The organism is Promicromonospora sp. NPDC057138 (assembly GCF_042670845.1).
Taxonomy (GTDB): Bacteria; Actinomycetota; Actinomycetes; order Actinomycetales; family Cellulomonadaceae; genus Promicromonospora.
In genome coordinates this window covers 1-21105 of sequence record NZ_JBHUUX010000034.1, presented here as the reverse complement: position 1 = coordinate 21105, position 21105 = coordinate 1, and the positions used below count along the sequence as shown (strand labels likewise).

The window sequence follows — 21105 nt, the reverse complement described above, 5'->3', positions numbered from 1 at the left end:
GAGCCAGATGACTCACTCCCTGGGCGAGAACTCAGCAACCGTGACGACCTCGCCTGAGGGTGCCTCGGTGGCCGGAGGCGGCGTGCAGACGCCGTCTCCGGCCCGCCGGCCGCGGCGGGGCCGGAAGACCGACTGGCGCAAGACGCTCGAGATCAGCCTGCTCTCGGGTCCCGCCATCGTCGTGTTCCTGGCGTTCGTGATCTTCCCCGTCTTCCTGGCGGCCTACTACGGGTTCTTCAGCTGGAAGGGCTACGGCCCGCCGACGGAGTTCATCGGACTCCGGAACTACCTGACCATCTTCAAGGACTCGGCCTTCCACGAGGCGCTGCTGCACAACGGCTACATCGTCGTGCTGTCCCTGATCCTCCAGGGCCCGGCGGCGGTCGCGCTGGCGCTCCTGCTGAACCAGAAGATCCGCGGCCGGTCGATCATCCGCGTCCTGATCTTCGTGCCGTACGTGATCTCGGAGGTCATCGTGGGCACGGGCTGGAGCCTGATGCTCCAGACCTCCGGCGCGGTGAACGACCTGCTCGACAAGCTGGGCCTCGGGTTCCTCACGGTCGACTGGCTGTCCGATCCCAAGATCGCCATCTGGTCGCTGATGATCATCATCAGCTGGAAGTACATCGGCTTCGCCGTGATCCTGTTCCTCGCGGGCCTGCAGAGCATCCCCGAGGAGCTCTCGGAGGCGGCCTCGATCGACGGCGCCTCGTACTGGCAGATCCAGCGGACCATCACGCTGCCGCTGCTCGGCCCGACGCTCCGCATCTGGGCGTTCCTGTCGATCATCGGCTCGCTCCAGCTCTTCGACCTCGTCTACATCATCTGGGGCCAGTACGTCTCCGCGACGGCGGGCACCTCGACGATGGCGACCTACATGGTCCTGAACGGGCGGCTCGCGGGGAACTTCGGCTACGGCAACGCGGTCGCCGTCGTGCTGTTCGTGATCTCGCTCGTCATCGCCCTGGTCTACCAGCGCTACGTGCTGCGCCGGGACACCGAGGGCGCACTCACGGAAGGGAAGAAATGATGGCGGCGCTGCTCGAAGCCCCCACGACGGCCGGGCAGAAGCTCCGCCGGATGCCGAAGGTCGCCTGGGGCAGCCCGATGACCTATGTCATCGCCTTCCTCTTCGTCGGCATCTGCATCGGTCCGGTGCTCTACATCATCGTGGGCGGGTTCCGGACGAACGCGCAGATCACCGTCGACCCGTCCGGTCTGCCGAGCCCGTGGGTGATCGACAACTACCTCAGCGTGCTCACGAGCGGGGTGTTCTGGCGCCAGGTCGCCAACTCCGCGGTCGCAGGCATCCTCACCACGGTCGGCGTCGTGGCGCTCGGGCTCATGGTGAGCTTCGTGCTCGCGCGGTACGACTTCAAGCTCAACGGCGCGATGTACTCGCTGTTCGCGGCCGGCCTCATGTTCCCCATGACCGTGGCGATCACCCCGCTGTACATCCTGATCCGTGACCTGGGCCTGATGAACACCGTGGGCGGCATAGTCCTGCCGCAGATCGCGTTCGCGCTGCCGACCACGATCATCATCCTGGTGCCGTTCCTGCGCGCCATCCCGAAGGAGATCGAGGAGGCTGCCTCGATCGACGGCGCGGGCCGCATCGGGTTCTTCTTCCGGATGGTCGTGCCGCTGTCGCTGCCGGGCGTCATCACCGTCGGCATCCTGGCGTTCGTCGCGTCGTGGAACTCGTACATGCTGCCGCTGTTCATCCTGAACGACGAGCTGTCGTACACGCTGCCGCTGGGGGTCCAGGCGTTCGCCTCCCAGTATTCGGTCGACACGGCACGGGTGCTGGCGTTCACGTCGCTGTCGATGATTCCCGCGCTGATCTTCTTCTCGTTGTTCGAGCGGCGCATCGTCGGCGGTCTCACAGGAGCCGTCAAGGGCTGACCCCGGGCGCGGGGCGCGCCTGCCGGCGCGCCCGCGCCCGGTCTTGAAGCAAGCACGGCCGAAGCAGGGCCGAAGCACGGTCGCACAAGCCGGGTCGCACAAGCCGGGTCGTACAAGCAGGTCGAGAGAGGAAACGTTTAATGACGGAGCTGCCGGTGGCGCTGAGGGCGATGCCCGAGGTGTCGGAGCGCGTGCGGGAGCTGCACGCACAGATGACCCTCGAGGAGAAGCTCGCCCAGCTGGTCGGGTACTGGCTGGACCAGGGCGGCAACGTCGTGGCGCCGATGCAGGGCGAGATGGCCCGTGACCAGGGCTCCGCCGCGCTCTCCGAGATCACGAAGAACGGCCTGGGCCACTACACCCGCGTGTACGGCACGCGGCCCGTGGACCCGGCCGAGCGCGCCGCGTGGCTCTGGGACGAGCAGCGGAGGCTGAAGCGCGAGACGCGTCTCGGGATCCCCGCGCTGGTGCACGAGGAGTGCCTCACGGGCCTGGCGGCCTGGCAGGCGGCCACCTTCCCGACGCCGCTCGCGTGGGGCGCGTCGTTCGACCCGGAGCTCGTCGCTGAGATGGGCCGCCTCATCGGCCAGTCCATGCGGCAGCTCGGCGTCCACCAGGGGCTGGCCCCGGTGCTCGACGTCGTCCGCGACCCCCGCTGGGGGCGGGTCGACGAGTGCATCGGCGAGGACCCGTACCTCGTCGGCACTGTCGGCACGTCGTACGTCCGCGGGCTGCAGGGCGCCGGCGTGCACGCCACGCTCAAGCACTTCGTCGCCTACTCCGGGTCCAAGGCGGGGCGCAACCACGCCCCGGTGAGCGCGGGCCCGCGCGAGATCGCCGACGTCTTCCTCCCGCCCTTCGAGATGGCGGTGCTCGACGGCGGGGTGCGGGGCGTCATGGCCTCGTACAACGACGTCGACGGCGTGCCGATGCACTCGTCGGGGGAGTACCTCACCGAGGTGCTCCGCGAGCGGTGGGGGTTCGACGGCGTGGTGGTCGCCGACTACTTCGGCGTCGCGTTCCTGAACGTCATGCACGCCATCGCGGCGGACCGGGGCGCGGCCGCCGCCGCGGCCCTGGAGGCGGGCGTCGACATCGAGCTGCCGTCGGGTGACGCGTACCTGGAGCCGCTCGCCGCGCTCGTCACGGACGGGACGGTGCCGGTCGAGATCGTGGACCGGGCGGTGCTGCGCGCGCTCAAGCAGAAGGAGGAGCTGGGGCTCCTCGACCCGGACGCGTACGAGGACGCGCCGCCCGCCGTCGTGGACCTGGACTCGCCCGCGCACCGCGACGTCGCGCGCCGGCTCGCCGAGGAGTCGGTGGTGCTGCTGTCGAACGACGGCGTGCTGCCGCTCGGCGCGTGGCACGACAAGCCGGCCCGCGTGGCAGTGATCGGGCCGAACGCGGCGCGCTCCGAGGCCCTCATGGGCTGCTACTCGTTCGCGAACCATGTGCTGGCGCACTTCCCGGGCGTCCCGGCCGGGTTCGAGATCCCGTCCGTGTCCGAGGCCTTGGCCGGGGAGTTCGGCCGCGCGGGCCTGCCCGAGCCCGAGCTCACGTTCGCGCAGGGCTGCGCGGTCGAGGGCGACGACACCTCCGGGTTCCCCGAGGCCGTCGCCGCGGCCGAGGCCGCCGACGTCGCGATAGTCGTGGTCGGCGACCAGGCCGGGCTGTTCGGCCGGGGCACCGTGGGCGAGGGCAACGACAGCGAGTCGCTGGAGCTGCCCGGCGTGCAGCGCGAGCTCGTGGAGGCGGTGCTCGCCACGGGCAAGCCCGTGGTCATGGTGCTGCTGACCGGTCGCCCGTACGCGGTGGGCTGGGCGCTGGATCCTTCGACTGGCCCCGGGGAGGCGGGCGCGGCGGGCGAGTCCGGCGCGACGCGGCCCGGCGCCGTCCTGCAGGCGTTCTTCCCGGGCGAGGAGGGCGGCACCGCCCTCGCCGGCGTGATCTCCGGCCGGGTCAACCCGTCCGGCCGGCTGCCCGTGTCGCTCCCGCGATCCACGGGCTCGCAGCCGTACTCGTACCTGCACCCGATCCTCGGCGGCGCGTCCGAGGTGACGTCCACCGACTCGACGCCGCTGCGTTCCTTCGGGTTCGGCCTGTCCTACACGACGTTCGCGCGTGAACTCGTGTCCGTCGACCCGTCGGTCGAGGCGGGCGGCACCTTCCGCGCCGTCGTGACGGTGACGAACACGGGCGGGGTGGCCGGGTCCGACGTGGTGCAGCTCTACGGGCACGACGTGCAGGGCTCCGTCACGCGACCCACCGCGCAGCTGCTCGGCTATCACCGGGTCACGCTGCGGCCGGGGGAGTCGACGACCATCACGTTCGACGTGCCGACCACGCGGTTCGCGTTCACGGACCGCAGGATGGTGCGGATCGTCGAGCCCGGCGACGTCGAGGTGTGGGTCGGTGCGCATGCGGCCGACAGCGTTGTCAGAGTCGTGGCCGAGGGCATCGCCGACCTGGACGAGCCGAATGACGCGCACGGCGGCCCGGCGCCGGTCGCCGTCTCGCCGGTCCGTACGGTCGTCGCGATCACGGGCGACGTGCACGAGGTGACGACCGCGGACCAGCGGTGGGTCGACGTCGCCGTGGCGCCGTGACCGCCGTCCACAACCCGATCCTGCCGGGCTGCTACCCCGACCCGACGATCTGCCGGGTCGGGACCGAGTACTACCTGGTCAATTCAACGTTCGAGTACTTCCCCGGCCTGCCGGTGTTCCGCAGCGCCGACCTGGTGCACTGGGAGCAGATCGGGCACGCGATCGACCGGGCGGGGCAGCTCGACATGCGCGGGATCGCGTCGTCGGGCGGGTTGTACGCGCCGACGCTGCGGCACCACGACGGGGTGTTCTGGCTGGTCTGCACGCTCGTGGACCAGCGGGACAGCGCGCGGGGCGGCAACTTCGTGCTGACCGCGACCGACCCGGCGGGGCCGTGGTCGGACCCGGTGTGGCTCGACGAGGACGGCATCGACCCGTCCCTGTTCTTCGACGACGACGGCCGTGTCTGGCTGCACGGCACCCGGCTCGCCCGCGAGCCCGAGTGGCACGACCAGACCGAGGTGTGGCTGCGCGAGCTCGACCCGGCGACGATGCGGCTCACCGGGCCCGAGCACGTGCTCTGGCGCGGCGCCGTGCTGGGCGCGGTCTGGGCCGAGGGGCCGCACCTGTACCGGGTGGACGGCACGTACTACCTGCTCGCCGCGGAGGGCGGCACCGAGTTCCACCACGCGATCTCGGTGGCGCGGTCCGACGCGGTGACCGGCCCGTATGTCGGCAACCGGGCCAACCCGGTGCTGACCCACCGGCACCTGGGGCGGGACGTGGGCGTCGTCGGCGTCGGGCATGCCGACCTGGTGGAGGCGACCGACGGCTCCTGGTGGGCCGTGCTGCTCGCCATGCGCCCCTACGGCGGCTACCACTACAACCTCGGCCGGGAGACGTTCCTCGTGCCGGTGACCTGGGAGGACGGCTGGCCGGTCTTCGCACCCGGGCAGGGCCGCGTGCCCGAGACGGTGCAGGTGCCGGACGGCGTCCGGGCGGACGGCGCGGGACGCGGCCCGGTCGCTGCGTGGCCGCCCGCCGGGCCGGTGCTACCCGGCGACCTGCGGTGGACCGGGCTGCGAGGCCCGGCCGACTTCGCCGAGCCGCACGGCGCCGGCTGGCTGCTGCGCACGCGCCCGGAGAATCTCACCGACGCGGCGACGCCGGCCTTCCTCGGCGTCCGCCAGCAGCACCAGAACGTCACGGTGCGGACCGTGCTGCGGTTCGACCCGGCGGGGCCGGACGAGCAGGCCGGCCTCGCGGTGCGGCAGTCCGAGCGGGACCACGTGCTGCTGGTGGTCACGGGTTCGCCCGACGCCGCCGGGCGCCGCGTCCGCGCGGTGCACCGGCGGGCGGGCGTGGCGACGGTGCTCGGGGAGCGCCCGCTGCCGGACGGCGACGGCCCCGTCACGCTTGCCGTGCAGGCCAGGGGACAGGACTACGCGCTGCTCGCGGGTGTCGGTGACGAGCCGCCGGAGACGGTGGCGGTCGCGGACGGGCGCACCCTGGACAGCGTCGCGGCCGGGGGGTTCGTGGGCCTGTGGCTGGGGCTCATCGCGACGAGCGACGGTGCGCCGTCGGACTCGGTGGTGACCGTGGAGCGGTTCGAGTACCAGCCGTACGTCTGACGGCGGGGTCCTTGACGACCGGGGTCTCTGACGGCCGGAGTCGGTGACAGGATGGGCCGATGCGCATCGACGTCTGGCTGTGGGCGGTGCGGCTGACCAAGAGCCGGTCGGTCGCGGCCGACCTGTGCCGCAGCAACCGGGTCCGCATCAACGGCAAGATCGCCAAGGCGTCGACGTCCGTCGCCGTCGGCGATCGTGTGACCTGGCGCGATCCCCTACGGGACCGGGACGTCGAGGTCGTGGAGCTGCTGCTCAAGCGGGTCGGCGCGCCCATCGCGGCCAAGGCCTACCTGGACCACAGCCCGCCCCTGCCGACGCGGGTCGAGCGGGAGGCCGTCGGGCTGCGTGACCGCGGCGCGGGGCGCCCCACCAAGCGGGAGCGGCGCGAGATCGACAAGCTCCGCGGGCGGCGGGAACCCTGAGATCTGCCCGGGTGATTTCTCGGCATTTTGGCCACTTTGCCTGACTCAGGGCGCTACGTTCATGGCACGTCCCCTGCTCAGCGCAGGTCCAGCGCGTCCGGCACTCCGGGGTCCGGTCTGGCCAGGCGTGCGCACGATCGCCGCACCGGAGGAGCCCGCGGCTTCGGTCAGCAGCCGGGCTGCACGCCCGCGCCATCGAAGGGGCACTTCAACCCTTTTTTCACCCCACCTATAAGGGTTAATCCAGTCCAAATCCTGCTAAATCACGCTACGGTCGTTCGGTGAGAAAATACTGGTCGAGTCGCGTGGCGGCGGTTGTGACCGCGCCCATGCTGGTAGCAGCTCTCCTGATCTCGTCGATGGCGGTGGCTCCTGCGGCCGAAGCCCTCGTCGGCGACCAGGTAACGGAAGGCGAGCAGCTCTATGTCGTGAAGCTCGAGATCGGCGCGCACGACCGTGCATGCTCTGGCGCACTCGTCGAGGAGCTATGGGTCCTCACGGCGGCAAGCTGCTTTGTCGATGACCCCGCCCAGTACGCCACGCTCGTTCCCGGTGCTCCGGCCCTGGCGACGCAGGCCATCGTGGGGCGGACTGACTCGACGAGTACTGCCGGCGCCGTGCGGGGCGTTGTCGAGCTCGTTCCGATGGCTGGCCGCGATCTGACACTCGCGCGGCTGAGCAGTCCGGTTACGAATGTGGAACCGGTCTCCCTGAGCAGTGTTCCGGCAGTCACGAGCGACACTGTGGAGGTCTCCGGGTACGGTCGCACAGCGGACGAGTGGGCTCCGCTGCGGATGCACCGCGAATCCTTCACCGTCGTCGGAGGTACGGCGACGGACCTGCAGATCGACAGCCAGGGCGGCGGGGCGATCTGCATGGGTGACGGTGGCGGCCCCGTCGTCAGGAGCGGCATCGACGGTGACGAGCTCGTTGCCGTCGCCAGCCGGTCGTGGCAGGGCGGATGCTTCGGCTCCGCGGAGACGCGTACTGCTGCTGTCGCGACCCGCGTCGACGTTCTGGCCGGGGACATCGGCATCCGAGTGGCGCGGTGGGCGCTGAAGTCGAGGCGAAGTGGCCAGTACGTGACGGCGGAGGGAGGTCGATCGGGCGACTTGGCGAGGCTGCTTCGGGCCGCATCCGCGAATGTGACCTCCGCGGAGACATACACCTTGCGCACCGCGGACGGCGGCGAGACGGTCGAGTTCCGGTCCGAAGTGAACGGCCGCTTCGTGAAAGCCGAGATCGAGCGAACGGACAGCTATCGGGACATCTTGCGCGCTCGTGTCATAACGCCTGGAGCAACGGAGCGGTTCACCCTGGCGCAGATGAAGGGCGGGTACTACGCAATCAGGTCGGTGGCGAACGGGGAGTATGTCCGGGCGCGGTTGAGCACCGAGGAACAGGACGCATGGCTGCTGCGTGCCGACGGCGGAGCGTGGGAACCCCCGCTGTATCTTCCCGGCCCAGATGATTGCGGGTCGGCCGGTGTCGTCGCCCTTGCCGCCCCCGTTCCGCCGACGTGCCCGCCTACTGAGTTCCAGTTCAAGTTCGAGCATGTCGACAACTTTCGGATCGATGGAGGGGAATCCTTTGGGCCGCGGCCCATGGCGTACCCGGACGATCCGCCGACGGCTGCCACGCCGCCGGACGACCTGCCGTTCGTGGTCGAGGACTTCAACTACCCCGGCGCGGACCGGATCCTTGACGAGTGGGGCGTCGAGCTGATGCGGGGCGACGGGCACATCGTCCTGGTGGAATGCTCCAGCGGGAGCAACTTGCTGCGCATCTCGGCGCGAGGCCTCCCCAGGGGCTTGGAAGTCTGCTTCCGGACCACCGGTAACGAGGGATTCCTGACTCTTGAGATCCCCCTCGTGTTCGGCGTGATCACGAACGACTCAAGCAACACCCATGTGGAGCTCATCTCGGACCAGGGCGCTGCCGAGTACGACATTCCGGCGAACCAGATCCGGGCAGTCGGTGAGTCCGCTGGCAACGGCGATTCCACTCTGCTCGAGATCCGGGTGACCCGATGAATCGGTCAAGACCGCTCGTAGAAACCGTCGGGCATCCCGCTCGCGCAATCGCGTCAGTTCGCAGTCTTCAGTTCCATCTGGGTGATCTTCAGCTACTCGTGACGAAGGGGTTCATCAATGCCACCGACACTGTGGACTAGGCGCCAGGCTCTGACCGCTCTGGCCGTTGGTGTTGCCAGCGTGCCTGTGCTGCCCACCTGCTTGCCGGCGCGTGCTTGGGCATCGGTGCTGGATGACGTCCCCGAGACCGAGCTGCCCCCCACTCCGCGCGGACGTGTGCTGTGGTCGTACAAGACGGGTGGGCGTGCTGTTCGGGGAACGGCGGCCAGAGCGCTGGCCGGGACAGACGCTGACGTCGCGGTGTTCCTCGACCAGATGCTGCCTGCCGCACAGGACGAGGACAACAGGTTCTCGCTGTTCGCTGCTCTGCCGCTCGCCGGCAGGGCGGTTCGTGAGGGGGCGAGTGCCGCACTCGTCGGCGGTCGGGACGCTGTCTCGGCGTTCCTCGACGGCGGTTTCGAGCGCGTCCTGCTCGAGGATCTACGGGTCGAGGTGTTCAGCGAGTTCAACAACGGTGGGACGGCAGTTCGCCGCGAGGCCGCTGCCGCGCTGAACGCTGGCACTGAGGATGCACTGCGCTTGTTCCTGGATGTGCGGCGGTACTCCGCGCAAGCGGAGGACGACCGTGCCGAGGTCTTCAAGATCTTGGCTACGGCGTCGCCACAGGTTGCCGAGTATGCCCGACGTGCGCTCTCTGATGGGTCGCCGGAAGCCGCGAGCTGGTTCCTGGAGTCAGGACAGTTCATAGCGCGGGTGCGTGACGATGAATCTGCAACGATCGAGCAGCTCGTAGCGATTGTCGAGGAAGGGGGCCGACGGGCGGCGCTGAATTCAGAGAAGGCCGTGCTCCTCTCGGACAAGGCTGTTGCTGCGGCAGAACGGGCGAGGGCCGCGGCAGAGGAAGCTGCGGCAGAGGCCCGGGCGGCCGAGAACGACGTCGAGCGCTCGGCTCGGGCAGCGTCCAAGGCCGCGGCCGCGGCCAGAGGAGCGGCCTCTGCAGCCTCTAGTGCGACGAGTGCGTCCCGGGTCGCTGAGGAAGCTTCTCGACGAGCCGCAGATGCGTCGCAGTCGGCAGCTGCAGCCGCCGCGAGCACTGGGCGAGCGGCGGCGCGTGCGTATCGGGCGTCTATAGCTGCGTCAGCGGATGCTTCCCGAGCTTCTGCGGCGCGCCTAGCAGCTGAAGGAGCCCGGAACGCGGCGCTCCAGGCCAGGTCCGCGGCAGCGGCCGCAGGGCACGCTGCGACGGCGGCTGACAACGCGGGTGCGGCAGGTGCGGCCGCGGCGGGCGCGGCGACCAATGCTGCTGCAGCAGCAGCAGCGTCGGCGGCCGCAGCAGTCTCGTCGGGTGCGTCCGCTAGCGAAGCGGAAGAGGCGCGCCAGGCCGCGGCAGATGCAGCGGCGGCTGCAGCCATCTCGACACGGGCGGCTGCGACTGCCCAGAACTTGGCGCGGCAGGCCGCCGGTGCCGCGCGCGTCGCGCGTGATGCTGCCAACGACGCAGCGGACCATGCCGAGAGTGCCGCAGCTGCCGCAGAAGACGCGGCTGACCACGCTGGTGAAGCGATTGACTTCGCAAACCGCTCGACCGCGCGAGCCGAGGCCGCGGTCGAAGCTGCGACGCGTGTCGCCGATGCGGTTGCGCAGGCGCAATCAGTGGAGGAATCTGCGCGGGCCGCCGAGTCGGAGCGGTTGGCTCAGGAAACCGACATGGCAATCGCCATGGCCGTGCGACAGTCCCAGGACGAGGCCGAGCAAGCGGAACAGGTCAACGCCGAGATGTCGCAGGCCGCAAAGCTGACCGAGGAGATCCGGTCGTTGGTCGGCCGGGCAGAAGTGGCGTTGCAAGAGAACAGGATCGACGAAGCGATCGCAGACGCACGTGCGGCCGGCGTCAAGATCCTCGACTCAGGCACCGCAGTCTGGACCCGACAGGCGGTCGAGTTCGCACTGTCGGGTGGCAATCAGGACGTCATCAACTGGATCGAGTCGGATCGCGTCCTGGCACAGCAACAGGATGATCGCGAGGCCGTCGCCTCCATCGCCAAGATGTCGCCGGTCGTCCGCCTTGGTGAGGCTGCGCAGGCGGTCATCGACAGCGAGAGCCCTGACGATGTCGCCTCTTTCCTGAACGGTGGCTGGATCGAGGCCGCTGCGGAGGAAAACCGGTTCACCATCTTCCAGGCGCTGTCAGGCAGCCCTGGACGGGCTGTCCGGGAGGCGGCCGAGGCCGCTCTTGCCGACGGGTCTCCCGAAGCGCTGAACGAATGCGTTCAGGTCGGCCTTGCCCGGGCACAACAGGAGGACGAAGCCGTAGAGGCATTTCGGCTGCTCGACGTGGGAGGTCCGTACACGAGATCGGCGGCCGAGGTCGCGCTCCGCGGTCCCGCGGGCATGAGGAATTCCTTCATCAGCGGCCGGGGTCAGCATCACGCCGTGCAGATGGATCACGATCACGCATCTCACGTAAGCGCGATCCGCGCTTCGATCGCAGGTGCCGCCAAAGTCGCGGCGCAAGCTCAAGAGGACGCAGCCCGGGCCTCGGAAGCGGCAGCGGTGGCACGGAAGGCTGCAGCTGAGGCATCTCAGTGGGCTTCCCGCGCGCAGGGCTACGCCGATGACGCGTCCGACGCCGCGTCCCAGGCGAGCGGCCATGCCGACGACGCGGAAGCGTCGGCCGCCGCCGCAAGCGAGTCGGCTGAGGCTGCTCGGCTCGCCGCGGATATCGCCGGCCGCTCCGTACAGCGGGCGAACTATCACGCGCGCCAAGCGGCTGCGTCGGCATCGCTGTCCGTGTCGTACGCCTCGAGCGCGCGAACGTCTGCGACGAATGCATGGGCAGCGGCTCGCCAGGCGGCTGTCGACAGCGGGGCCGCGGAGGGGGCTGCGCAGGTCGCGGCCGCGGCGGCCGCACGTGCTGCATGGCGAGAAGAACTGGAGCGGCGCCAGGCTTCGCTTCCCGGGGAGCTGAGTGCCGACGTCGAGCGCTCACGTGCCATCAGAGACCAGGGCATCGATCCTACGACGGATGAAAACTCACGCTATCAGTTCGTCGGGCTGTGGCCGAACCACGCGGGCTCATATGACCCGGCAGCGGCTGCCGATATGCTCTCTTATCTGTCGACCCTGGCTGGACGGGTGGGATACTTGCTGCCGGGAGGGCATGGTTTCGCGGCATCCCTGATCTCTAATGGTTTTCAAGGTGAAGCTACCTACCACTACGGTCGAGCGTACGGGTGGCAGAGCGACCAGTTCTTCGAGTCGTTCGGCTCATTTGCGATCAACGGAGCGCTCGCAGGGATTGGCCTCGTGGACCCCACCATTATCTCTACATTGGCGAGCGTATACCTGACCGAGAACGGTGGTAGTGCACCGGTTCGTTCGATGTATCGCGAAGTGGGGGGCTTCCTTGGCGACAATGAGGTCGTTCGTCGCTACTATCAGCACAGGTGGGACGTTATTCTACCGACTCTTCCGGAACTGCCTGGTGGAGAAGACCGGTTTCCGACGCACCCCTATCATGACTGGGACCCGAATATTGACGACGGGTTTTTCACCCGGTAGAGGTCATCTTGTTGGTTGCCGAGGATCTTCTTTCTTCGTGAGCCCGTAGGACCTGGTACGGGAGTAGGGTGTTTTGGATGAGTGACGGTGCTGCATACGATTGCCTCGTACGGTTTCATGTCAGCCCGAGTATTGGCTCGAGGGTCAGCACGATTCACATCGACGGCAACACTGTTGATGTCAGGTACTCCGGTACCCGGGACATCCCAGTACGCTGCGGAACTTACCTAGTGCATGCCTACGCCTCGTGGATCTGGCGTCACGGGGAGGTCGACCTGCTCGTGGACGTGGATCCGGGCGACGTGATCGACATCTACTACGCGCCGCCGCACCACCATTTCGCAAAGGGGTCGATCGGTCTCCTGCCGCAACGCGGAAAGGGGTTGACCGCTGCGGTGGGAGGGATCGTGGTCATCGTCGCCTTCGCGCTGTACCTCGCCGCGGGATCTTTCCTGGCGGAGCTCATCGACCGCATCACGGGATAGCAACATGGTGCGAGCGGTTCGCTTGCCGCCTCCGGCCGGCCTCGGCGGCCCGACCAGGCAGCAGCCTGCTGCGTGACCGCGGCGCGTGGCGCCCGACCAAGCGGGAGCGGCGCGAGATCGACAAGTTGCGCGGGCGGCATTGACGGGCCTGTGCGAGGGTCGATGAGGTGTCCCGGACGGGCCGGGTGATTTCTCGACGATTGCGGGATTTCGGGCCGGTCCGACGGCTAGTGTGCGGCTGTCTCCCCAACCTGCGCGGCGGGGGCTCCTGCCCGTGACTGGGCACCCTCATCCAACTCTCCGGAGTGCCCACATGCATCGTCGCACGTTCGTGACCAGGGCTGTCGCGTCGGCAGCCACCGTCGCGTTCCTCGCGTCCCCCGCGTCCGCGTTCGCCGCGCCGGACCCCGAGCCGGTCGGCGGGGCCGGCGTCCGCCCCAGCAGCGCTGCCGACCGGGACCTGCCCGGCCTCCAAGCGGCGCGCGGCGTCGTCGACCCGGCGGACAAGATCACCCCCGCGGCCACCAAGGCCTTCCGCGCCCAGGGCGACACGGCCTTCTGGCTGCGGTTCGCCGGCGAGCCCGACCTCTCTGCGGCTCGCGGGATCACGAGCTGGTCCGAGCGTGGCGAGTACGTGTACGACACGCTCGTCGCGGCCGCGGAGGAGTCCCAGGCGCAGGCGATCGCCGCCCTGGAGGAGTCGGGTACCGAGTACACCTCGTACTGGGCTACGAACGCGATCCTGGTCGAGGACGGCTCGCTTGACCAGGCGGTCGACCTCGCGGCGGACGCCCAGGTCCTGGAGGTCCGCCCGACGACGCGGCACGTGCTCGAGGAGCCGGAGACGACGGACGGCGCCGTGCCGAACGCGGCGTCGGACTCGACGTACGGCATCGAGGCGATCCACGCGGACGACATGTGGGGCCTCGGCTTCACCGGCGAGGGCGTGGTCGTCGCGGGCCTGGACACCGGCGTAAGCCGTAGCCACCCGGCCTTGGCCGCGCAGTACCGCGGTGTGACGTCGGGCGGCAACTACAACTGGTTCGACTCGGTGGGCAGCTCAACGAGCCCTAGCGACGACAACGGGCACGGCACCCACACCATGGGCACCATGGTGGGCACGGACGACGGAGCGATGAATATCGGCGTGGCGCCCGGCGCGGAGTGGATCGCGGCGAACGGTTGTGCCGCCGGGTGCGCGGACGCCACGCTCGTTGCATCTGGCCAGTGGCTCCTGGCGCCGACCCGGCTGGACGGCACGGCCGCCGACCCCGCCAAGCGCCCGCACGTCGTGAACAACTCGTGGGGCCTCGACTTCTCGACGGACCCGTTCATGGAGGACGTGATCTCCGCCTGGGAGGCGGCGGGCATGTTCAGCACGTGGTCCAACGGCAACAAGGGCGAGTACGGCTGCGAGTCGTCCGGCAGCCCGGGGTCGCGCACGCTGTCCTACTCGGTGGGCGCGTTCACGCCGTCGGGCGCGATCGCGTCCTACTCCTCGCGCGGTCCTGGGCAGAGCGGGACCGTGAAGCCCGACATCGCCGCACCCGGCAGCTCCGTCCGTTCGGCGGTGCTCGACGGCGGGTTCGAGCAGTGGTCCGGAACATCGATGGCCGCGCCGCACGTCGCGGGCGCCGTCGCCCTCCTGTGGGACGCCGTGCCGGAGCTCGTCGGCGACGTGACGCGCACCCGGGCGATCCTCGACGGGTCCGCGAGGGACGTGCGTGACACCTCGTGCGGTGGCACCACGGACGACAACAACGTGTGGGGCGAGGGCAAGCTCGACGTCCTCGCGGCGTACCAGCTGGCCACGAAGCTCGCGTTCGACGCCGCGCCCGAACCGGTCATCTCCGGCGCGGAGGCCAAGGTCGGCGTGCAGCTCACGGCCACGGTGCCCGCCTGGTCGCCGGCCGCGACGTTCACCTTCCAGTGGCGCCGCGACGGCGCGAAGATCCTCGGGGCGACCGGCAGCACCTACACACCCCGCGGTGCCGATGGCGGTGCCCGCCTCTCCGTGACGGTGCTCGGCAGCGCCACCGGACGCACGCCGACGGCTCGGACGAGTGCCGAGACCGCAGTGATCGCACCGACAGCGATCACTGCGAGCAACCCGACCATCAGCCCGGCCGCGAAGGTGGGCACCACCCTCTACGCGAAGTCGGGCACCTGGACCTCCGGCACCACGTTCACCTACCAGTGGCTCGCGGACGGCACGCCGATCTCCGGCGCGACGTCGTTCACGTTCGTCCCCACGAGCGCGCACCTCGGCAAGCAGCTCACCGTCACGATCACGGGCAAGCGCCCGGGCTACGTGACCGAGGCCCGCACGAGCCCCGCCGTCACGGTGGGCTACGGGACGTTCTCCATGGATGTGCCGCGCATCTCCGGGATGTCCGCCCCGGGCGCGCGGGTGTCGGCGGTCGCCCCGCCGGCCACGCCCGCCCGCACCACGACCAATTACCAGTGGAAGATCGACGGCCAGAACATCTCCGGGGCCACGGGCTCGGGCTTCACGATCCCGGCGTCGTACGACGGGCGCAAGCTCACCGTGACGGTCACGGGCAAGCGCCCCGGCATCACCACGAAGTCGGTGACCTCCGCCCACTCCACGGTCGACCGGGCGTTCTCGGCGTCCCCCTCGCCCACGATCTCGGGCACAGCACGAGTCGGCGGGAAGCTGACGGCCAAGGTCGGCACCTGGCGTCCGGCGCCGTCGTTCACGTACCAGTGGTTCGCCGACAGCGTGCCGATCTCGGGCGCCACCTCGTCGACGTACTCTCTCAAGGGCGCGCAGCTCGGCAAGAAGGTCTCTGTGGCCGTCACCGCCCGCGAGTTCGGGTACGCGACCGCGGTCCGCTCGGGCGGGCCCACCTCCGCCGTCGGACGGGCGGCCACGGCGATCCCCGCGGACGACGGGTTTCTCGTCGGCAGCGGCAGCGTGCCGGCAGGCACCTACGTGGCCGCGGCGGGCTCGCGGTTCTGCTCCTGGGAGCGCTACTCCAAGACGGCGTTGCTCGGCCAGGACTTCGGCTACGGCCAGCGGATCGCCACTGTGAAGTCCACCGACTACGCCTTCTGGTCCGACAGTTGCGGCCCCTGGGTCAAGTACTACTCGGGCACGATGGAGCCGCGGATGAGCACGTCCAACAACGGCATCTACATGCTCGGCGACCAGCTGCAGCGCGGCACCTACGTGACCACCGGTCCGGCCGACAAGGGCGGCTCCTGCTACTACGCGATCATCGGCGACGAGTTCACCGGCCGGCCGGGCGGCGCCAACCTGCTGTCGTCCGGCACCGCACCCGACCCGAAGACGATCACGCTGACGTCCGGCGCGAAGGGCTTCGAGACCGCCAACTGCACCTGGCGCCGGGTGGGCTGACCGCCGACGTGTCAGACGTACAGGTCACCCGGGTGGCCTGTACGTCTGACACGTCTCCTGACCCGCGGGAGTAGCCTGCCCGGCATGACGACAGCCGCCCGCATCGCCGCGCTCCTCGAGAAGAACCCCGTCTGGGACGGCCACAACGACCTCCCGTGGGAGCTGCGCGAGCAGTCGTCCTACGACCTCGACGCCGTCGACATCGCGCAGCGCCTCACCACCACCCACACCGACCTGCCGCGCCTGCGCGAGGGAGGCGTCGGCGCCCAGTTCTGGTCCGTGTACGTCCCGGCCAGGCTCCAGGGTGGCGGCGCTGTCACGGCCACGCTCGAACAGATCGACTGCGTGCACCGCCTGGTCGAGCGTTACCCCGACGCCCTCCAGCTCGCCCTGACCGCCGCCGACGTCGAGCGGGCGTGGTCCCGGGGCCGGATCGCGAGCCTGATGGGCGCCGAGGGCGGCCACTCCATCGACGAGTCCCTCGGCGTGCTGCGCATGCTCCACGCGCTCGGCGTGCGGTACATGACCCTCACGCACAACGACAACGTGCCGTGGGCCGACTCCGGCACCGACGACGAGGTGCTGGGCGGCCTCTCCGCGTTCGGCGAGGACGTCGTGCGCGAGATGAACCGCCTCGGCATGCTCGTCGACCTCTCGCACACCTCGGCCGGCACCATGCGCCACGCGCTGCGCGTCACCTCGGCCCCGGTGATCTTCAGCCACTCCAGCGCCCGCGCCGTCTGCGACGTCCCCCGCAACGTCCCCGACGACGTCCTGGGCACCCTCGCGACCAACGGCGGCGTCTGCATGGTGACGTTCGTGCCGCAGTTCGTCTCACCCGCCGTCGCCGAGTGGCGGGCCGCCGGCGCCGACGCCGCAGCCGCCGAGGGGATCAGGAACGCCGACATCGGCACCTTCGAGCCGTTCATGAAGCAGTGGCAGGTCGCCCACCCGCAGCCCACCTCCACGCTGTCCGACGTCGTCGCCCACGTCGAGCACGTGCGCGAGGTCGCCGGCGTCGACCACGTGGGCCTCGGCGGCGACTACGACGGCACGCCCAACCTGCCGGAAGGGCTGGAGGACGTGACGGGCTACCCGCGCCTGCTCGCGGCGCTCGCGGACAACGGCTGGTCCGACGCCGATCTCGGCAAGCTGACCAGCGGGAACACCCTGCGAGTGCTCCGCGACGCCGAGTCGGTGGCGACGTCGGCCCGGGCAGCGGGCTGATTCAGCCCGGAAGCTGGACCACCTTGCGCTGGAAGCCCAGGGCCACCTTCTGCAGGGACTCGAGCGGCTCCTGCTCGTTGTGGTAGCTGATCTGCCGCAGCATCGAGCCGGACGAGGCGAGCAGAGCGACGATCACGTCGCGTGCGTCCTCGCGCGTCTCGAGCGCCTCCTGGAGCAGGTCCTGGACGTGAGGCGACCGGAGTCCGTCTTCCTCGGGGTCGAGGAGAGCTGTCAGGAGCGCTATCGACAACGAGCTTCCGTGGATGCTTGCCATGGTGGTCTCCCCCCGTCGGGGCCCGGGGTCCCGGGCATCAGGCACCCGCGGGCTGGCCCGCGGGGTACGCGTCCGATGCCCCACCCCCTGTGGCCTCGGTCGTGCACCCTTGTGTACCGCAGGTCCGGGCGTCGCGCCTGTTGACGGGGGTGAAATAGTGCCGGGTGTGGCGTGTCGCACGGCGCTCCGGCTCACCCGCTCACCGGCTCACCGGTGGAGGATCAGCTGGAACATGACGTGGTCCTGCCACTCGCCGGCGATCTCCAGATAGCTCGGCGCGAAGCCGATCCGCTCGAAGCCGATTCGGGTCAGCACGGCCTGCGACGCCTCGTTGTGCGGCAGGGTCACGGCCTGCAGGCGGTGCAGCCCCAGCTCGTCGCGCGCATGGACCACCAGGGCCTCGATGGCGCGGGTCATCAGCCCCCGCCCGGTGAACCGGGAGTCGAGCCAGTAGCCGACGTGACCGTTCTCGAACGCGCCGCGCACGATGTCGGTGAGGTTCAGGCAGCCCACGATCTCGCCGTCCGACTCGAGCACCGTGTGCAGCGCGCGGCCCGTGGAGTTCTCCAGCACCTGCGCCCACAGCCGCTCCTTGTGCCACTCCTCCGTGTAGAACGCCTCGGGGCGCGCGGGGTCCCACGGGGCGAGGTGCTCGCGGTTGCGCATGTAGGCGTGGGCGATCGCCACGGCGTCGTCCTTGGTCAGCTCGCGCAGCGTGACGTCGTCGGTCAGGGCGGTGTCGAAGGGCATGGCGACACGATAATCCCGTGCCGTCACCGGCAGTCGTCGGCGAGATGCGGCACGGGGGAACTTTTCGGCTCCCACCGGGGTTGAGTGATGTGGACTCAACTTTGCGGTACCGAGCTTGCTTCCCGGCGGACTCCGGCCTAAGTTGAGTGCAGAAGACTCAATCTGTCGTAGGAAGGCAGCCAACATGGCACGCGCAGTAGGTATCGACCTCGGCACCACGAACTCGGTGGTGGCAGTCCTCGAAGGTGGCGAGCCCACCGTCATCGCCAACGCGGAGGGCTCGCGGACCACCCCCTCGGTGGTCGCGTTCTCCAAGACCGGCGAGGTCCTCGTGGGCGAGGTCGCCAAGCGTCAGGCGGTCACCAACGTGGACCGCACCATCTCGTCGGTCAAGCGCCACATGGGCACTGACTGGTCGGTGGACATCGACGACAAGAAGTACACCCCGCAGGAGATCTCCGCCCGCATCCTGGGCAAGCTCAAGCGCGACGCCGAGGAGTACCTGGGCGAGCCCGTCACGGAGGCCGTGATCACGGTCCCGGCGTACTTCAACGACGCCGAGCGCCAGGCGACGAAGGACGCCGGCCAGATCGCCGGCCTCGACGTCAAGCGCATCGTCAACGAGCCCACCGCGGCCGCGCTCGCCTACGGCCTGGACAAGGGCAAGGAGGACGAGCTCATCCTGGTCTTCGACCTCGGCGGCGGCACGTTCGACGTGTCCCTCCTTGAGGTAGGCAAGGACGAGGACGACTTCTCGACCATCCAGGTGCGCGCCACCTCCGGCGACAACCGCCTCGGCGGCGACGACTGGGACCAGCGCGTCGTCGAGCACCTCATCAAGCAGGTGAAGAACTCCTCGGGCGTCGACCTGTCCAAGGACAAGATCGCGCTCCAGCGCCTCCGTGAGGCCGCCGAGCAGGCGAAGAAGGAGCTCTCGTCCGCGACGAGCACCAACATCTCGATGCAGTACCTCTCGATGAGCGAGAACGGCCCCATCCACCTGGACGAGAAGCTCACGCGCGCTCAGTTCCAGCAGATGACGCAGGACCTCATCGACCGCACCAAGGCGCCGTTCCACGCGGTCATCCGCGACGCCGGCATCTCGGTCTCCGACATCGACCACGTGGTGCTCGTGGGTGGCTCCACCCGCATGCCCGCCGTGACCGAGGTCGTCAAGGAGCTCACCGGTGGCCGCGAGCCCAACAAGGGCGTGAACCCGGACGAGGTCGTCGCCGTCGGCGCCGTGCTGCAGGCCGGTGTCATCTCCGGTGACCGCAAGGACGTCCTGCTGATCGACGTCACCCCGCTGTCCCTCGGCATCGAGACCAAGGGTGGCGTGATGACCAAGCTCATCGAGCGCAACACGGCCATCCCGACCAAGCGGAGCGAGGTCTTCTCCACGGCCGACGACAACCAGCCGTCCGTGGCGATCCAGGTGTTCCAGGGCGAGCGCGAGTTCACGCGCGACAACAAGCCGCTGGGCGTCTTCGAGCTGACCGGCATCGCCCCGGCCCCGCGCGGCGTGCCGCAGATCGAGGTCACGTTCGACATCGACGCGAACGGCATCGTGCACGTGTCCGCCAAGGACCGCGGCACGGGCATGGAGCAGTCGATGAAGATCACCGGCGGCTCGGCCCTCCCCAAGGAGGACATCGACCGCATGGTCAAGGACGCCGAGGCGCACGCCGACGAGGACAAGAAGCGTCGCGAGGAGGCGGACACCCGCAACCAGGCCGAGGCCTTCGCGTACTCCATGGAGAAGCAGATCGCGGACAACCGCGACAAGCTCCCGGCTGAGGTCGTCACCGAGGTCGAGGCGGACATCGCCGCGGTGAAGTCCGCGCTCGAGGGCGAGGACGCCGATGCCGTGAAGACCGCGTACGAGAAGCTCGGCGCGTCCTCGCAGAAGATCGGCGAGGCGCTGTACTCGGCCGCCGAGCAGCCCGCGGCACAGGGTGCCCAGGGCGGCCCGCAGACGGCGAACGCACAGTCCGCCCCCGAGGAGGACGTCGTCGACGCCGAGATCGTGGACGACGAGGACGAGCGCAAGTGACCGAAGAGAACACCCAGGGTCCCCCCGAGCCCGAGGGCTCGGGGGAACACCCCTTCCAGTTCACCGACAAGCGCAAGGTGAACAGCTCCGGCGACCGGGCCCGCCCGGCCGAGCCGGCGGACGATGCCGCGTCCGCGGACGAGTCAGCGCAGGCGGCCGAGCCCGCGCCGGCGGCCGAGCCCGCGCCGGTGGTCGAGCCTGCGCCGGTGGTCGAGCCTGCCGAGACCCCGGACGCCTCCGGCGACCCCCTGGCTGGACTCGACTTCGAGCCGTCCGGTGAAGCGGCAGAGGCGTCCGAGGTCCTGAAGGCGAAGGCCGAGGCGGCGGAGCACCTGGACTCGCTGCAGCGCGAGCGGGCCAGCTTCACGAACTACCGCAACCGGGCGCTGCGCGACCAGGAGGCCGCGCGGAACCGGGGCGTGCAGGACGTGCTGGCGGCCCTGCTGCCCGTGCTCGACGACGTCGAGCGCGCGAAGCAGCACGGCGAGCTGAGCGGGGCCATGGCCGCGATCGCCGAGAAGCTCGACCAGAGCCTGCAGAAGTTCGGCGTCGAGCGGTTCGGCAAGGTGGGCGAGGAGTTCGACCCCACCGTGCACGAGGCGCTCATGCACTCGACCGACGCTGACGCGACGGCCACCACGGTGAACCTCGTGGTGGAGCCCGGGTACAAGATCGGCGAGAAGGTGGTCCGGGCGGCACGCGTGGGCGTCGTCGGGCCGGAGTGATCTCGCGGTGGTCGAGCTCGTCGAGGCCCAGTTCTCCACGAGCCCGACCGC

14 protein-coding genes are annotated in these 21105 nt (G+C 69.7%); 12 read left to right on the top strand and 2 right to left on the bottom strand.

Annotated elements, in window-relative coordinates; genetic code table 11:
* Positions 1-7 precede the first annotated feature (7 nt).
* The 10 genes from ACFT2C_RS17985 to ACFT2C_RS17940 all read left to right on the top strand — a co-directional run bounded on the left by ACFT2C_RS17985 (position 8) and on the right by ACFT2C_RS17940 (position 17252).
* On the top strand, positions 8-1030 hold the full coding sequence (locus ACFT2C_RS17985) for a carbohydrate ABC transporter permease (RefSeq protein WP_377208438.1): 1023 nt from the start codon (positions 8-10) through the stop codon (positions 1028-1030).
* Positions 1030-1905, top strand: coding sequence for a carbohydrate ABC transporter permease (locus ACFT2C_RS17980; RefSeq protein ID WP_377208437.1), 876 nt, complete (start codon positions 1030-1032; stop codon positions 1903-1905). The genes ACFT2C_RS17985 and ACFT2C_RS17980 overlap by 1 nt, the downstream gene beginning before the upstream one ends.
* 140 nt (positions 1906-2045) lie before the next feature.
* On the top strand, positions 2046-4511 hold the full coding sequence (locus tag ACFT2C_RS17975; protein WP_377208436.1) for a beta-glucosidase: 2466 nt from the start codon (positions 2046-2048) through the stop codon (positions 4509-4511).
* Positions 4508-6082, top strand: a complete 1575-nt coding sequence (locus ACFT2C_RS17970) for a glycoside hydrolase family 43 protein (protein WP_377208435.1) — start codon at positions 4508-4510, stop codon at positions 6080-6082. The genes ACFT2C_RS17975 and ACFT2C_RS17970 overlap by 4 nt, the downstream gene beginning before the upstream one ends.
* A gap of 59 nt (positions 6083-6141) precedes the next feature.
* On the top strand, positions 6142-6504 hold the full coding sequence (locus tag ACFT2C_RS17965; RefSeq protein WP_377208434.1) for an RNA-binding S4 domain-containing protein: 363 nt from the start codon (positions 6142-6144) through the stop codon (positions 6502-6504).
* A gap of 281 nt (positions 6505-6785) precedes the next feature.
* Positions 6786-8537, top strand: a complete 1752-nt coding sequence (locus ACFT2C_RS17960) for a trypsin-like serine protease (protein ID WP_377208433.1) — start codon at positions 6786-6788, stop codon at positions 8535-8537.
* Positions 8538-8717: 180 nt separating this feature from the next.
* Positions 8718-12158 (top strand): ALF repeat-containing protein, encoded by a 3441-nt coding sequence (locus ACFT2C_RS17955; protein WP_377208432.1) that lies wholly within the window; start codon positions 8718-8720, stop codon positions 12156-12158.
* A 77-nt stretch (positions 12159-12235) separates the two neighbouring features.
* Positions 12236-12643, top strand: coding sequence for a hypothetical protein (locus tag ACFT2C_RS17950; protein ID WP_377208431.1), 408 nt, complete (start codon positions 12236-12238; stop codon positions 12641-12643).
* 313 nt (positions 12644-12956) lie between these two features.
* Positions 12957-16025: a S8 family serine peptidase gene (locus ACFT2C_RS17945; RefSeq protein WP_377208430.1), complete on the top strand. Its 3069-nt coding sequence runs from the start codon at positions 12957-12959 to the stop codon at positions 16023-16025.
* An 84-nt stretch (positions 16026-16109) separates the two neighbouring features.
* Entirely contained in the window at positions 16110-17252 is a 1143-nt protein-coding gene (locus ACFT2C_RS17940; protein WP_377208429.1) for a dipeptidase, read from the top strand.
* Between the two features lies 1 nt (position 17253).
* Here the strand turns inward: ACFT2C_RS17940 and ACFT2C_RS17935 are convergent, their stop codons facing one another.
* Both ACFT2C_RS17935 and ACFT2C_RS17930 read right to left on the bottom strand, forming a co-directional pair.
* Entirely contained in the window at positions 17254-17526 is a 273-nt protein-coding gene (locus ACFT2C_RS17935; protein ID WP_253870913.1) for a hypothetical protein, read from the bottom strand.
* 207 nt (positions 17527-17733) lie between these two features.
* Positions 17734-18276, bottom strand: a complete 543-nt coding sequence (locus ACFT2C_RS17930) for a GNAT family N-acetyltransferase (protein ID WP_377208428.1) — start codon at positions 18274-18276, stop codon at positions 17734-17736.
* A gap of 184 nt (positions 18277-18460) precedes the next feature.
* On the opposite strand from ACFT2C_RS17930, the gene dnaK reads away from it, so the two are divergent.
* Positions 18461-20329, top strand: a complete 1869-nt coding sequence (gene dnaK, locus ACFT2C_RS17925) for a molecular chaperone DnaK (RefSeq protein WP_377208427.1) — start codon at positions 18461-18463, stop codon at positions 20327-20329.
* Positions 20326-21054 (top strand): nucleotide exchange factor GrpE, encoded by a 729-nt coding sequence (gene grpE, locus ACFT2C_RS17920; protein WP_377208426.1) that lies wholly within the window; start codon positions 20326-20328, stop codon positions 21052-21054. The genes dnaK and grpE overlap by 4 nt, the downstream gene beginning before the upstream one ends.
* Positions 21055-21105: the final 51 nt, after the last annotated feature.